The organism is Frankia sp. CcWB3 (genome assembly GCF_977927595.1).
Genome location: NZ_CDWRCK010000025.1, coordinates 1 through 14,591, shown reverse-complemented (window position 1 = coordinate 14,591; position 14,591 = coordinate 1). Strand labels below are relative to the sequence as shown.

At 69.3% G+C, this 14,591-nt stretch carries 9 protein-coding genes and 1 pseudogene; 5 read left to right on the top strand and 5 right to left on the bottom strand.

Annotation, left to right across the window (positions count from 1 at the left end; genetic code table 11):
• Nucleotides 1-46 precede the first annotated feature (46 nt).
• Complete coding sequence (locus ACY5KJ_RS03765) at nucleotides 47-1,756, top strand: LCP family protein (RefSeq protein WP_462202802.1); 1,710 nt, start codon at nucleotides 47-49, stop codon at nucleotides 1,754-1,756.
• A gap of 219 nt (nucleotides 1,757-1,975) precedes the next feature.
• Nucleotides 1,976-2,737 (top strand): 3-hydroxyacyl-CoA dehydrogenase, encoded by a 762-nt coding sequence (locus ACY5KJ_RS03760; protein ID WP_462186767.1) that lies wholly within the window; start codon nucleotides 1,976-1,978, stop codon nucleotides 2,735-2,737.
• A gap of 6 nt (nucleotides 2,738-2,743) precedes the next feature.
• Here ACY5KJ_RS03760 and ACY5KJ_RS03755 read toward each other — a convergent pair whose 3' ends face one another.
• Nucleotides 2,744-5,410: a valine--tRNA ligase gene (locus tag ACY5KJ_RS03755; protein WP_462202801.1), complete on the bottom strand. Its 2,667-nt coding sequence runs from the start codon at nucleotides 5,408-5,410 to the stop codon at nucleotides 2,744-2,746.
• A 188-nt stretch (nucleotides 5,411-5,598) separates the two neighbouring features.
• Between ACY5KJ_RS03755 and ACY5KJ_RS03750 the strand changes: the two genes are divergently transcribed.
• On the top strand, nucleotides 5,599-6,774 hold the full coding sequence (locus tag ACY5KJ_RS03750; protein WP_462202800.1) for a PP2C family protein-serine/threonine phosphatase: 1,176 nt from the start codon (nucleotides 5,599-5,601) through the stop codon (nucleotides 6,772-6,774).
• Here the strand turns inward: ACY5KJ_RS03750 and ACY5KJ_RS03745 are convergent.
• From ACY5KJ_RS03745 to ACY5KJ_RS03730, 4 genes and pseudogenes are all read right to left on the bottom strand, one after another.
• Nucleotides 6,683-7,210, bottom strand: coding sequence for a MerR family transcriptional regulator (locus tag ACY5KJ_RS03745; protein ID WP_462202799.1), 528 nt, complete (start codon nucleotides 7,208-7,210; stop codon nucleotides 6,683-6,685). The genes ACY5KJ_RS03750 and ACY5KJ_RS03745 overlap by 92 nt on opposite strands.
• 80 nt (nucleotides 7,211-7,290) lie before the next feature.
• Nucleotides 7,291-9,118, bottom strand: a pseudogene (locus tag ACY5KJ_RS03740) (MFS transporter).
• 69 nt (nucleotides 9,119-9,187) lie between these two features.
• Nucleotides 9,188-11,407 carry an SF1B family DNA helicase RecD2 gene (gene recD2 / locus ACY5KJ_RS03735; RefSeq protein WP_462186763.1) on the bottom strand — a complete coding sequence of 740 codons (2,220 nt, stop codon included), beginning with the start codon at nucleotides 11,405-11,407 and terminating at the stop codon, nucleotides 9,188-9,190.
• A 265-nt stretch (nucleotides 11,408-11,672) separates the two neighbouring features.
• Nucleotides 11,673-12,356: a TetR family transcriptional regulator gene (locus tag ACY5KJ_RS03730; protein WP_462186762.1), complete on the bottom strand. Its 684-nt coding sequence runs from the start codon at nucleotides 12,354-12,356 to the stop codon at nucleotides 11,673-11,675.
• An 84-nt stretch (nucleotides 12,357-12,440) separates the two neighbouring features.
• Here ACY5KJ_RS03730 and ACY5KJ_RS03725 point away from each other — a divergent pair, with 84 nt between their 5' ends.
• Together ACY5KJ_RS03725 and ACY5KJ_RS03720 are read left to right on the top strand one after the other, a co-directional pair.
• Nucleotides 12,441-13,283, top strand: coding sequence for a 3-hydroxybutyryl-CoA dehydrogenase (locus tag ACY5KJ_RS03725; RefSeq protein WP_462202805.1), 843 nt, complete (start codon nucleotides 12,441-12,443; stop codon nucleotides 13,281-13,283).
• Nucleotides 13,284-13,343: 60 nt separating this feature from the next.
• Nucleotides 13,344-14,507, top strand: coding sequence for an acyl-CoA dehydrogenase family protein (locus ACY5KJ_RS03720; RefSeq protein ID WP_462202798.1), 1,164 nt, complete (start codon nucleotides 13,344-13,346; stop codon nucleotides 14,505-14,507).
• The last annotated feature ends 84 nt before the right edge of the window (nucleotides 14,508-14,591 follow it).

The following is a 14,591-nucleotide window of genomic DNA, read 5'->3' as shown; positions in this document are numbered from 1 at the left end:
ACCGCCCGGATATGGCCAAACCCGGCTGAACCCCTCATCCGGGAGCATGAAACCATTCGTGTTACTTTCCGTGCTATGCCGGACCCTGCTCGCCGGACCGCTCGAGGAGAGGCGGGAAGTGACCGCACCGCACCTGCAGAACGACTCCGCCGACCACGTGCGGGTGCTTCCGCCCCGGCTCGACCCGCGGGGATCGAGGTCCGGCCGGTCGGGATCCGGGTCGGCACGCGGCGGGCGGTCGGCGAGGCGTCGCGGGTTGCTGGTGTTCCTGGCCTTCGTGTCCTGCATCGTGTTCGTGGCCACGGTGGGAGGCTGGGCCGCGTACTTCTATGTCGACGGCAAGGTCAACCGGATCGATCTCGGCCTCGGTTCGAGCGGCGACTCCGGCGGAGTGGGGAGCGCGAACTACCTGCTGGTCGGGACCGACAGCCGGGCCGGTACTGACGGTAAGTACGGGAACGCGCCGGGCCAGCGCTCCGACACGACGATCCTCGCGCACCTGGCGAAGGACGGGACCACCACGATGGTCTCGTTCCCCCGTGACATGTACGTGCTGATCCCCGAGTACACCGACGACGCCGGCAAACACCACAAGGCCTGGCACGATAAGTTCAACGCCGCGATCTCCGTGGGCGGCCCGTCGCTGTTGGTGCGGACGGTGCAGAGCCTGACCGGCCTGCAGGTCGACCACTACCTCTCGATGGACCTGGCGGGCTTCAGGGCAATCACCGACGCCATCGGCGGTGTCCAGGTCTGCATCAAGCCGTCGGGCACGGAACCGAGCCGCTACCAGGACGACCGCGGGCGGTGGCGGGTGAGCACGAACACCAACGACCCGATGAGCGGATTCGTCGGCGGGCCGGGGACGATCCAGCTCGGCGGCGACCAGGCCCTGGCCTTCGTCCGTCAACGCCACGGCCTGCCGGACGGCGACTTCGACCGCATCCGCCGGCAGCAGCAGTTCATCGGTGCGATGTTCCGCAAGATCATGACAGGCGACACCCTGACGAACCCGGTCAAGACCGAGAAGCTGATGTCGGCGGCGGCGAGCGCGCTCACCCTCGACGACCACACCAGCATCGCCGACCTGCGCAGCCTCGGGACCCGAGTCCGCGGGCTGGCCACCGGGGGCCTCCAGATGCAGACCGTGCCCGTCCACGCGCCGACCCGTGCCGAGGGGGCGCTCGACGACAACGGCAACATCCGCCTGCACGGAGTCCCGGCCTCCGTGCAGTTCTACCGGCCGGACGACCTGCAGCGCATCGTCGCGCCGATGGGTGGCAAGGTCGAGGGCGCGAGTTCTACCACCGACGCCGGGAGCAGGGGGACCGGTCCGGCGCTCGCTCCCGGCGCCGCCGCCGCGCCCTCCCAGGTCCGGGTCGCCGTCTACAACGGCTCGTCGCGGGCCGGACTCGCGTCCAAGGTCACCGAGCAGCTGACCGCCAAGGGCTTCCACGCCCGCAACGCCGGCAACGCCTCGGTCCTCACCCACGAGACCTCCCGGGTGGTCTACGCCCCCGGGCAGGAGGCCAAGGCGAACACTGTCGCCGCGGCAGTGCCCGGCTCGGTCCTGCTCGCCGATGCGAGCATCACCGGTGTCCAGCTCGTCCTGGGCTCCGGCTTCACCGCGGTGGTGACGCCGAGTGTGACGGCCAGTGGGACCGCGCCCGCGCCGGCGGCACCAGCGGCCGGACCAGCGGCGCCGGGAGCGCAGGTGGGTGCGCCCTCGCCGGGCGCACCCACCTGCACCTACTGATTCTCCTGGTCCCGCCGGTAGAGTCCCACCGGCCCACGGGACCGCGGTCCGCCCGCGTGGCTTGCACTACTCTTCCGGGATGTGCACGTCTTCCGGGGTGTGCACGGATGGCCGCCTCCTCTGGCCGCGGTCGGGGGTCAGCCAGGTCGCTCCCCCAGCTCCACCCCGCACAGCCAAGGCCGAGCCTCCGGCCGGCGTCCCTCCCGGAGAGGAACTCACGTGCAGATCACGGATTCAGTCGCCGTGGTGACCGGCGGGGCTTCCGGCCTCGGCCTTGCCACCGCCACCCGGCTTGTCGACGCTGGTGCCAGCGTGGTCCTCCTCGACCTCCCGTCCTCGAACGGCGCGGCGGTCACGGAGAAGTTCGGCAGCTCGGTGCGATTCAGCCCCGGCGACGTCACCTCCGAGCAGGACGTGACGGCAGCTCTGGACGTGGCAGCCGAGCTGGGCCCGCTGCGCATCGCCGTCAACTGCGCCGGCATCAGCAACGCCGCCAAGACACTGAGCAAGGAAGGGCCGTTCCCGCTGACCATCTTCGAGCGGGTCGTCAAGGTCAACCTGATCGGCTCATTCAACGTCATCCGGCTCGCGGCCGAGCGGATCAGCAGGACCGAGGAGATCGACGGCGAGCGTGGCGTCATCATCAACACCGCGTCCGTGGCGGCGTTCGAGGGCCAGATCGGGCAGGCCGCCTACTCGGCGTCCAAGGGCGGCATCGTCGGCATGACGCTGCCGATCGCCCGCGACCTCGCCAGTCTGAAGATCCGCGTGGTGACCATCGCCCCTGGCCTGTTCGACACCCCGCTGCTCGCCTCGCTGCCGGAGCCGGCTCGCGTCTCCCTCGGCCAGCAGGTCCCGCACCCCTCGCGCCTGGGCTCCCCCGACGAGTACGGCCTGCTCGCAACCCAGATCATCGCGAACCCCATGCTCAACGGCGAGACCATCCGCCTCGACGGTGCCATTCGGATGGCACCCCGCTGAACGGGTTCACAGCGCCGCGAGCTGCTCGGCGAGGCGCGCAATCGAGGTCTCGGCGTCGAGCAGCCGCTGGCGGGTCTTTTCGACCACGGCGACCGGCGCGCGGCCGGTGAAGTTCGGGTTGGCGAGCTTCGCGGCGACCTGCTCCTTCTCCCTGCCGGCCTCGGCCAGCAGCTTGCTCAGCCGCGCCCGTTCGGCCGCCGTGTCAAGCGCGCCGGACAGGTCCAGGGCCACGCTGACCGATTCCAGGGCGACGGCGGGCCAGTCCCCCGGTAGTCGGTCGGCGACCGTGAGGTCGAGGGAGCACAGCGCCCCGATCTCCTCCCGCCACCCGGCCAGACCCCCAGCGCCGGCCGGGCCACCCGGACCGACCCGGCCACCTGGACCGACCCGGCCACCTGGACCGACCATGACCGCGGCCACCCGCCGGCCGGGGCGCAGCCGCTGGTTCGCCCGGAACTGCCGCAGCCCCGTCACGACCCGCCGGAGCCGGTCGATCTCGGCCTCGGCGGCCGGATCTGCGCGGCCGGCGATCGAGACCGGCCAAGGCGCGGTCACCACCGTCGTCCCCCCGGTCAATGCCGTCCACAGTTTTTCGGTCACGAACGGGATGACCGGATGCAGTAAGCGCAGCAGGACGTCGAAGCAGCGGCCCAGCACGGCCCGGGCCGGGTCCGCCGCCGGGCCACCCGCCCGCAGCGGGATCTTGGCCAGTTCGAGGTACCAGTCGAAGAGCTCGTCCCGGGCGAAATGGAAGAGCGTCTCGCAGGCCCTGGCGAACTCGAACTGTTCGTAGTAAGTGTCGACGTCGGCCACCACAGCCCGCAGCCGGGAGAGAATCCACCGGTCCGCGGCGGACAGCGGCCCGCCGGCGAACGGGTCCGCGGTCGGGTCGGCGCCGTTCATCAGCGCGAAACGGGTGGCGTTCCAGAGCTTGTTGACGAAGTTGCGGCTGGCGTCCACCGCCTCCTCGGACAGCGGGACGTCGGCCCCGGGATTGGCTCCCCGGGCCAGGGTGAAACGCAGCGCATCCGCGCCGTGGGAATCGATGAGCGCCAGCGGGTCGATCGCGTTTCCCCAGCTCTTGCTCATTTTCTTGCCGTGCACGTCCCGGATGAGCCCGGTCAGCGCCACTGTCCGGAAGGGCACGTCGGGCATCGTGTAGGAGGCGAGCATCATCATCCGGGCGACCCAGAAGAAAATGATGTCGTATCCGGTGAGCAGGACGGCGGTGGGATAGAAACGGCGCAGATCCGCCGTGTCCTGCGGCCAGCCCAGCGTGGAGAACGGCCACAGCCCGGACGAGAACCAGGTGTCGAGCACGTCGACGTCCTGGCGAATGCCGGTGGCGCCGCAGGTTCCGCAACGGTCGGGATCGAGCATCTCGTCCCCAGCGGGCGGCACGGTGACGTGCCCGTCCGAGCAGTACCAGACCGGGATGCGATGGCCCCACCACAGCTGGCGGCTGATGCACCAGTCATGCATGTCGTCGACCCAGCCGAAGAACCGCCCGGCGAGCTCCGGCGGGCTGATCGTGGTCCGACCGTCACGGACCATGTCCCCGGCGGCGCGGGCCAGCGTGGCGACCGCGACGAACCACTGCAGGGACAGCCGGGGTTCGACGACCGTCTGGCACCGGTCACAGTGCGGAACGGCGTGGAGGTAGGGCCGCCGCTCCGCAACGATGCGCCCCTCCGCCCGCAGTGCCGCGGTGATCGTGCTGCGCGCCTCGAACCGGTCGAGCCCCTGGAAGGGGCCGTGGGCGATGATGATGCCGCGCTCGTCCATCACAGTCAGGCTCGGCAGGCCGTGCCGCCGGCCGATCTCGAAATCGTTCGGATCATGGGCGGGGGTGACCTTCACCGCGCCGGTACCGAAGGCGGGATCGACGTGCTCGTCGGCGATGATCGGGATCCGCCGGCCCGTCAGCGGAAGCTCGATCTCGGTGCCGACGAGATGCGCGTACCGCTCGTCGCCCGGGTGCACGGCCACCGCCGTGTCACCGAGCATCGTCTCCACCCGGGTGGTCGCCACCGTCACCGGGCCGTAGGAGATCGAGACGAGCTCGCCCTCCTCCTCGAACGCGTCGACCTCGATGTCCGACAGGGCGGTCAGGCAACGGGGGCACCAGTTGATGATCCGTTCTGCCCGGTAGATGAGCCCGTCGTGGTACAGGCGGGCGAACATGGTGCGCACGGCCCGGCACAGGCCCTCGTCCATCGTGAACCGCTCGCGGGTCCAGTCGACGCCGGCCCCGAGGCGGCGCATCTGCTCGCCGATGGTGCCGCCGTAGGACTCCTTCCACGCCCACACGCGCTCGACGAACGCCTCGCGCCCGAGATCGTGCCGGCTCCTGCCCTCCCGCGCCAGCGCCCGCTCGACGACGTTCTGGGTCGCGATGCCGGCGTGGTCCGTGCCGGGCAGCCACAGCACGTCGTAGCCCTGCATCCGCCGCCGCCGGGTCAGCGCGTCCATGAGCGTGTGCTGGAAGGCGTGGCCCATGTGCAGCGAACCGGTGACATTGGGCGGCGGGATGACGATGCAGTATGGCGGACGCCCGGGCGCGCCGGTGGGAGTGAAGACACCCTGCTCGATCCAGCGCCGGTACAGCCCGGACTCTACCGACGACGGCGCGTACGTCGTCGGTAGATCAAGACGGATACCAGGCGTGGTCATGTGGGCCAGTGTATGAGGAGGCACCGACCTGATCGGCGGGAGAACCGACCGCGCTGGCTGGTGAGGACCCCTGGAAGCAGGGCTTCGGCGGGTTCGGTCCGGACCGCTCGCGGGTAGACAGACAACCATGCGGCCTAGCCAAGGCGAGATCCCCGGGCGGATCTCCCGGGGGTGCTGAGGGTGCTGCGGTGCTGAGGGTGCTGCGCTGGTTCGCCCCGATCGCCCCGTTGCTCATACTCGCCCTGGTGGTCGGACTGCACCTGAGCAACCCGGAATGGAACATGCTCGGACTCGCGATTCTGAGCCCCATGCTCGCGGCCACGTTCGCCGGCCCCCGGCTGACCGCCGGCTACGGGGTGGCGGCGATCCTGGCGGGCATCCTGCTGAGTCTGCACAATGACCTGTTCGGCCGGAGCGGCGGTGGCCCGACGGCCCAGGTGGTCCGGTTGGTCGGGGTCACGGCCGGCGGAGTGATGGCCGTCCTGGTCAGCCGGTACAACATCCGACGCGAGACGAAGCTGCAGAACGTCACTCGGGTGGCCGAGGTGGCGCAGCAGACGATCCTCAGTCCCGTCCCGTCGTCGTCCGGCGGGCTGCGGTTCGCCGTCCGCTACGAGAGCGCCACCATGGAGGCCATGATCGGTGGGGATCTGTACGAGGTCGTCGACAGCCCGTGGGGAACCCGCCTGCTCATTGGTGACGTACGGGGCAAGGGGCTCGATGCCGTGCGGATCGCGAGCCGGGTGCTCAGCTGCTTCCGGCTGATGAGTCGACACACGGGCGACCTGCGCGATCTGCTGGCGAACCTCGACGCGGAGGTCGCCGATGTCAGCGGCCTGGACGACTTCGTCACCGCGGTCGTCGGACAGGTCGACGGCAGCCGTCTGACGCTGGCGAACGCGGGACATCCCGATCCCGTTCTCGTTCGTGCCGGGCAGGCGGATCTGCTCACCGTCTCGTCCAGGCTGCCACCGCTCGGGCTGATCACGGACGGGAGTAACGTGACGGACGCCGCGCTGCGGGCGGGGGATCGCCTGCTGCTCTATACCGACGGCATCACCGAGGCACGCGCCCCCACGACCGGTGCCTTCTTCCCCCTACTACCCGCGGTCGGGGCCGCGTTCGCCCACGCGTCACTCGACGAGGCGCTGACCGATCTCGCCGACCGGGTCCGGGACTGGACGCGATCGACACTGAACGACGATGTGGCGCTCCTGGCGGTCGAGGTTCCCGGACCGACCCGGCACGCCGGCCCAACCGACGATCGGGTGATCACTGGGAACTGTCGGCGACCCCCTTGGCCAGCCGGTCCGCCCGCTCAATCCGTTCGTCGATCTCGTCACGGAAGGCCACCAGCCGGCTGATTTTCTCGTCGATCTCGACACGGAGCCTCCGGTAGGCCGACGTGCCCTCGGTCAGCAGCCGGATGCGGTCCGCGTTGTCGGACGCCGCGTGGTACTCCTGCCGGACCTGGGCGAGACGATCCTCGTAGGCGAGGATCGTGCGGATCTCGTCCAGGTTGAAGCCGAGCAGCGTCTGCAGCTCGCGGATGCGCCGCACCCGGGCGAGGTCGGAATCCGCGTACAGCCGGTTCCCGCCCAGGGTGCGCCCAGACGGGGTGAACAGCCCCACCTCCTGGTAGTACCGCAGGGCCCGCACCGAGACGCCCAGCTCCTGCGCGGCCTGACCGATCCCGCGCAGGTCACGAGCCGCGTCCTTGGCCGCGTCCCTGACCGCGCTCTTGGCTGCGTCGCCGTCCCGCACCAGGCGATTGTCCCGCATGACGCCATCGGCCCGCATGACGCCATCGGCGGCTCTGATCATCGACGTCGGGGCCTTTCTCGCGCTCAGCCTGTCCCGCGCTCGGCATGTCTCGCGGCCTATCGCTCGGCGACCAGGGGGCTGCTCGGAAGAGCACTCCCGGCACCGTCCTCCATCGCCGCGATGTCGCCCGCGCCGGCCAGCCCCTCGGCCGTCTCTTCGAGCAGTGGACGGCGCACGTGCGGCCGGTCCTTCCCGCGCAGCCAGGAGAAGCCCGCGGCGACCAGGCAGACGACGGCGGCGAAGGCGAGGCGCAAACCGTCACCGAACGGCCCGGAGATGATGTTCGGGAAGAAGGTGTGCCCGGTGAGGAAGTCGGCCTTCGCCGGGTCGAGCTGCGACAGGGTGTCCGGGCCGAGCAGTCGCTCGGTGGGGTTGTACCCGAGGAATGCGGCGAACAGGCTGCCGATCGGCGGCAGGTTCGCCAGCTCGTGCGCCTTCGCCGGGGAGACGCCCTGCCCGACAAGCCCGGAGTACATGGCGTCCGGAAGGCTGGCGGCCAGCCCGAGCGCGATGATGGTGAAGAAGACACCGATGGACAGCACGCTGGCCGAGTTCTGGAACGTGTTGAGCATGCCGGCACCGGCACCGCGCTGGTTGGGCGGCAGGGTGTTCATCACGCTGCTGGTGTTCGGCCCCGCGAACAGGCCCATGGACAGGCCCATCAGCAACATGATCAACGCGAACCACGGATAGTCGAAGTCGATGGGAATGGCGTCGAACAGCAGGAACGCCACCGCCGTGATCACCAGCCCCAGGGTGGCGAACGGACGCGCACCGTAGCGGTCGGCGAACCGGCCGGCCAGCGGCCCCGCCACCAGGAATCCGACGGTCACCGGAATCAGGTAGATACCGGCCCACAGCGGGGTCTTCTCGAAGCTGTAGCCATGCAGCGGCAACCAGATCCCCTGCAGCCAGATGATCAATATGAACTGCAGACCACCACGGGCGAGCGCGCCGAGCAGGGCCGCGATGCTGCCCATGGTGAAGGTCCGGCTCCGGAACAGGTCCAGGCGGAACATCGGGTCGGCGGAGCGCAGCTCGATGACGACGAAGCCGATCAGCACCGCGAGACCGCCAAACAGGCAGCTCAGCACGAACGGCTTGGTCCAGCCCATCGTGTGACCGCCATAGGGCTGCAGCCCGTAGACGATGCCGGTCAGGATCGCGATGAGGCCGACCGCGAACGTGATGTTGCCGGCCCAGCTCGATCCGGGCCTGGGTGCGCGCCCCGTTGTCGCGCAGCTTCAGGTAGGCCCAGGTCGTCCCGAAGATGCCGAACGGCACCGAGACAAGAAAGACCAGATGCCATTCGACCGGCGCCAGCAAACCTCCGATCAACAGCCCCAGAAATGATCCGACGATCGCCGCGACGCCGTTGACCCCCAGGGCGAGCCCGCGTTCGTTCTCCGGGAAGGCGTCAGTGATGATCGCGCTGGAGTTGGCGAAGAGGAAGGCACCGCCCACGCCCTGCAGCACCCGCATGATGCTGATCCACCAGGCGGCTGCCGTGCCATGCATCCAGGTGACGGCGAGCAGGATCGAGAACAGCGTGAAGATCGCGAAGCCGAGGTTATACATCCGCACCCGGCCGAACATGTCGCCGACCCGCCCCAGACTCACCACGAGCACCGAGGTGACCAGCAAGAATCCCATCAGGATCCAGAGGAAGTACGAGGTGTTCTCCGGTGCGAGCGGGTCTATCTCGATTCCCCGGAAGATGTCCGGAAGGGCGATGAGAAGAATCGAACTGTTGATCGTCACCATCAGGATGCCGATGGTCGCGTTCGACAGCGCGATCCACTTGTAGTTGTCCGGACCGGGCCGGGCCAGGACCTCGTCGGCCCCGAGCGGCAGGATGCCGGCGGCGGTGTCGGAAGTCGTCACCGCACGAAGGTAGCGTCTCCATCTAACGTCAGCGGTAGATGTGACCTGGTTCATAGCGGTGCTTACCGTTCACCCGCTACGCAGCCGGTGGTCAAGCGCGGTGTGCCGCTGGCCGTGACCGGCGGCCCGCACCGCCTGGCCGATCGCCCGGCGGGACCCCACCAGCACGACCAGCTTCTTCGCCCGGGTGACGGCCGTGTAGAGCAGGTTGCGTTGCAGCATCATCCAGGCGCTGGTGGTGAGCGGGATGACGACCGCGGGGTACTCACTGCCCTGGGAGCGGTGGATCGTCACCGCGTAGGCGTGGGTCAGCTCGTCGAGCTCCCCGAAGTCGTAGTCGATGTCCTCGTCCTCGTCGGTCCGGATGGTGAGCGTCTGGTTTTCCACATCCAGCGCGGTGACCACGCCGAGAGTGCCGTTGAAGACCCCGCTCGCGCCCTTGTCGTAGTTGTTGCGCACCTGCGTGACCTTGTCGCCGACCCGGAACGTCCGGCTGCCAAAGCGCCGCTCGGCCACGTTCGGGCGGGACGGCGTCAGGGCCTCCTGCAGCAGGGTGTTCAGCGCGCCGGCCCCCGCCGGGCCGCGGTGCATCGGGGTCAGCACCTGCACGTCCCGGCGCGGATCGAACCCGAACTTCGCCGGGATCCGCCGGGCGACCACCTCCGCGGTGATCTTCGCCGCCTCCTCCGCCTCCGCGGCGGCGAACAGGAAGAAGTCGGGCAGTCCCCGGACCAGCGGATAGTCGCCGCGGTTGATGCGGTGCGCGTTGGTCACCACCCCGGACTCGGTCGCTGCTCGGAAGACCTGGGTGAGCCGGACATGCGGGATCGGCGTCCCCTCGGCGAGCAGGTCGCGCAGCACCTGGCCGGCACCGACCGACGGCAGCTGGTCGACGTCGCCGACCAGCAGCAAATGCGCGCCGGGCGGAACCGCCTTGGCAAGCTTGTTCGCCAACAGCAGGTCGACCATCGACGCCTCGTCGACGACGATCAGGTCGGCGTCGAGCGGGCGGTCCCGGTCGAAGGCGGCGTCACCGCCCGGCCGCAGCTCCAGCAGCCGGTGCACCGTCGATGCCTCGTGCCCGGTCAGCTCGGTCAGCCGCTTCGCGGCCCGGCCGGTCGGCGCGGCGAGGATCACCTTCGCCTGCCGGGCCAGCGCGAGCGTCACGATGGAGCGGACGGTGAAACTCTTGCCGCAGCCCGGTCCCCCCGTCAGCACGGCGACCTTGGACGTCAGGGCAAGCTGCACCGCATCGCGCTGTGCCGGCGCGAGCTCGACCCCGGTCCGCTCCCGCAGCCAGCCCAACGCCCGGTCCCAGTCCACCGAGGCAAAGGCGGCCAACCGGTCCGCGCCGGTGTTCAGCAGGCGGCGCAACTGGCCGGCGACGGAGATCTCGGCCCGGTGGAAGGGCACCAGGTAGATCGCGGCCGTCGGCGTCGCCGGATCCTCGCTCGGAACCTCCTCCCGGACGACCCCGTCCTCGGCGACCAGCTCCCCCAGGCACTCGATGACGTCGCCGGTGTCGACCTGGAGAATCTGCACGGCGTCGCTGATGAGCCGGGGTTCGGGCAGAAAGCAGTGGCCACCGCCGTCGGTGGCCTCGGACAGCGTGAACAGCAGGCCAGCCTTGATCCGCTGCGGACTGTCATGCGGAATCCCCACCGCCTTCGCGATGGTGTCCGCGGTGCGGAACCCGATGCCCCAGACGTCCGTGGCCAGCCGGTAGGGCTCATTGCGCACCACACCGATCGACGCGTCCCCGTACTGTTTGTAGATCCGCACCGCCAGCGAGGTGGACACACCCACCCCCTGAAGAAAGACCATCACCTCCTTGATGGCCTTCTGTTCCTCCCACGCCTCGGCGATCGCCCTGGTACGCTTCGGGCCGAGCTTCGGCACCTCGATGAGCCGTTCCGGCTCCTTTTCGATGACGTCCAGCGCCGCGACCCCGAAATGCTCGACGATGCGTTCGGCCAGGCGCGGACCGATGCCCTTGATGAGGCCCGAGCCGAGATAGCGCTGCACGCCCTGGACGGTCGCCGGCAGCACGGTCGTGTAATCCTCGACCTGGAACTGGCGGCCGTACTGCGGGTGCGAGCCCCATCGCCCCCGCATCCGTAGCGACTCCCCCGGCTGCGCGCCGAGCAACGCCCCGACGACGGTCACCAGGTCGCCGCCGCGCCCGGTGTCGACCCGCGCGACCGTGTAGCCGGTCTCCTCGTTGGCATAGGTGATCCGTTCCAGCACCGCATCGAGGACCGCGCCACGGAAGGGTTCGCGTCCGGTCATGGCAGCCGCCGGGACGCCGGGACGATGAGAATCACCGCTTCCTCGGGGTGGGACAAGACGATCTCCAGCTTCGGATGGGGTAGCAGGGTAACGGACCGAGCGGGGCAACGAACAGAGCGGCCGGGGCGGGCGGTGTCCGCCCCGGACCGTGTGCCCATCCTGCCCTTCGGTCGATCGCCACCGTTCCCCGGCGCGGTCCGGCCGTCCCCTTCCGTGACCAGTACCGCGAAGTTAGGTCCGCCGGCATCCTTTTCAGACACCCTCGCTAGCTCAAGGGGCGCCGCTGTTCCTCGTCAAGTGCCCGACGCAACCGGGTGACCACGGCGTCCACGCCGGCGGAGGTGCGGAATACGACGACGGCTGTCCCGGCTTCGGCAGGTGTTTCGAGATGCTCGAGCGCCACCTCCATCGCACGGTTGCACTCCTCGCCGGGGGAGGTGGTCTCGCCTCGGAGCCAGCGTCGGAGCACATGGTTGTGGGCGGTGACGATGGCCGCGGACACCAGCTCGGCACGCAGGGCGCCGTCGGGCTCGTTGCCCATCCAGTCGCGCAGGAACCTGGCGAACAGGCGCTGATACTGCCGGATGCCGGCCACCTCGCGGGCGCGGAGTACAGGGACGGTGCTGGTCAGGCGGTAGCGGGCGAGGGCGAGCTCGCCCTCGGCGAGGTAGTGCTGCAGCACGATGCGGGCGGCCTCCGCGAGAGCGAGCCCGCGGGTCTCTGGAGCGGCGGTCGCGAGCCGGGCTTCGATGTGGCCGAGCAGCACGTCGTGCTCGGGAAAGATCACGTCCTCCTTGGACCGGTAGATCCGGAAGAACGTCGTCCGACCGACGCCCGCGCGTTGCGCGATGTCGTCGACCGTCGTGCCCTCGAAGCCACGCTCCTCGAAAAGCTCGAACGCCGCCGCGACGAGCCTGTCCTTGGCCAAGCGGGCCGGCTGCTGCTCCACGGCACCGAAATTACTTGGTGGTACGTAGTTCCACAACTATGATACTGCGTACCACCACCGTGGAGGAGGAGCCAGGTGAACGCCATCAACAAGGTCGGTGTCGTCGGCTGTGGCCTGATGGGTGCCGGGATCGCCGAGGTCTGCGCCCGCGCCGGCAAGGACGTGGTCGTCGTGGAGATGACCACGCCCGCCGTGGCCGCGGGACGGCAGCGTCTGGAGACATCACTGTCCCGCGCGGAGAGCCGCGGCAAGGTGGCCAGCGCCGCGGAGGTGCTCGCACGCATCCAGGTCGTCGAGGACATCGAGGCCCTGGCCGACCGCGGCCTCGTGGTGGAGGCGATCGTCGAGGACGAGACCGCCAAGTCCGCGCTGTTCAAGCGACTCGACGACGTCGTCAAGGACCCGGACGCGGTGCTGGCCTCCAACACCTCCTCCATTCCGATCATGAAGCTCGCCGTGGCCACCGAACGGCCCACCCACGTCCTGGGTATCCACTTCTTCAACCCGGTCCCGGTGCTGTCCCTGGTCGAGCTGGTGCCGAGCCTGCTGACCGACCCGGAGACGACCGAGCGGGCGCGGGCGTTCGTGCAGGACGATCTGGGCAAGCACGCCATCGACTGCCAGGACCGGGCGGGCTTCGTGGTCAACGCCCTGCTGATCCCGTTCGTGCTCTCGGCGATCCGGATGCTGGAGTCCGGGTTCGCCACGGCCGAGGACATCGACCAGGGACTAGTCCGTGGTGCCGCCCACCCGCAAGGACCACTGGCGCTGGCTGACCTGATCGGGCTGGACACCACCAAGGCGGTGGCCGAGTCGCTGTACGAGGAGTTCAAGGAACCCCTCTATGCGCCGCCGCCGCTGCTGGCCCGCATGGTCGACGCTGGCCTGCTGGGCCGCAAGACCGGCCGTGGCTTCTACACCTACTGAGCGCCCTAGTAACTGAAGTAACTGAGCGCCCTGGTAAGCGACCTAGCGAGCGAGGAACCCATGACCGCCACCGACTTCGACCTGTACCGACTCAGCGACGAGCACCTCGAGCTGCGCGACGCCGTACGCACCCTGGCCTACGACAAGATCGCGCCGTACGCCACCCACGTCGACGCCCACAGCCGGTTCCCGCAGGAGGCCTACGACGCGCTGGTGGCCTCCGACTTCCACGCGCCCCACGTCCCCGCCGAGTACGACGGCGTCGGCGCCGACGCGCTCGCCACCTGCATCGTCATCGAGGAGGTCGCCCGCGTCTGCGCGTCCTCCTCCCTGATCCCCGCCGTGAACAAGCTCGGCAGCCTCCCGCTCATCCTCGGCGGCACCGACGACCTGAAACAGCGATACCTCCCACCGCTGGCCCGCGGCGAGGCCGCCTTCTCCTACGGCCTCTCCGAACGTGAGGCCGGCTCCGATACCGCTGCGATGAAGACCCGCGCCGTCCGCGACGGCGACCACTGGGTGCTCTCCGGGCAGAAGTCCTGGATCACCAACGCGGGGATCTCCGAGTACTACACCGTGCTCGCCGTCACCGGCCCCGACGGCCGACGCGGCGCCAACATCAGCGCTTTCATCGTGGAGAGCTCCGACCCGGGCTTCTCCGTCGGCAGCCCGGAGAAGAAGCTGGGCATTAAGGGCTCTCCGACCCGCGAGCTGCTCTTCGACGACTGTCGCATTCCCGAGGACCGTCTCATCGGGGAGCTCGGTCACGGCCTCCGGCTGGCACTGCGTACTCTCGACCACACTCGGGTGACCATCGGTGCACAAGCCATCGGCATCGCCCAGGGCGCGCTCGACCTCGCCCTGGACTACGTCAAGGAGCGCAAGCAGTTCGGCAAGCGCATCGCGGACTTCCAGGGGATCCAGTTCATGCTTGCCGACATGGCCATGGCGCTGGAGGCCGCGCGCCAGATGGTGTATGTCGCCGCCGCCAAGTCCGAGCGGGAGGACGCCGACCTCACGTTCTTCGGCGCCGCCGCCAAGTGTCTGGCGTCGGACACCGCCATGCAGGTGACCACCGACGCCGTACAGCTACTCGGCGGCTACGGCTACACCCAGGACTTCCCCGCCGAACGGCTCATGCGGGACGCGAAGATCACCCAGATCTACGAAGGTACCAACCAGATCCAGCGCATCGTCATGGCCCGCCAGCTCCTCGCCGGCTAACTCCGCTGGCTCTACCTAGACTTGTCTTCCGCACGTGCGTGCGATGAGCCAGCTGCTTGATCTCTTGTTCGGATCACGTCGGGG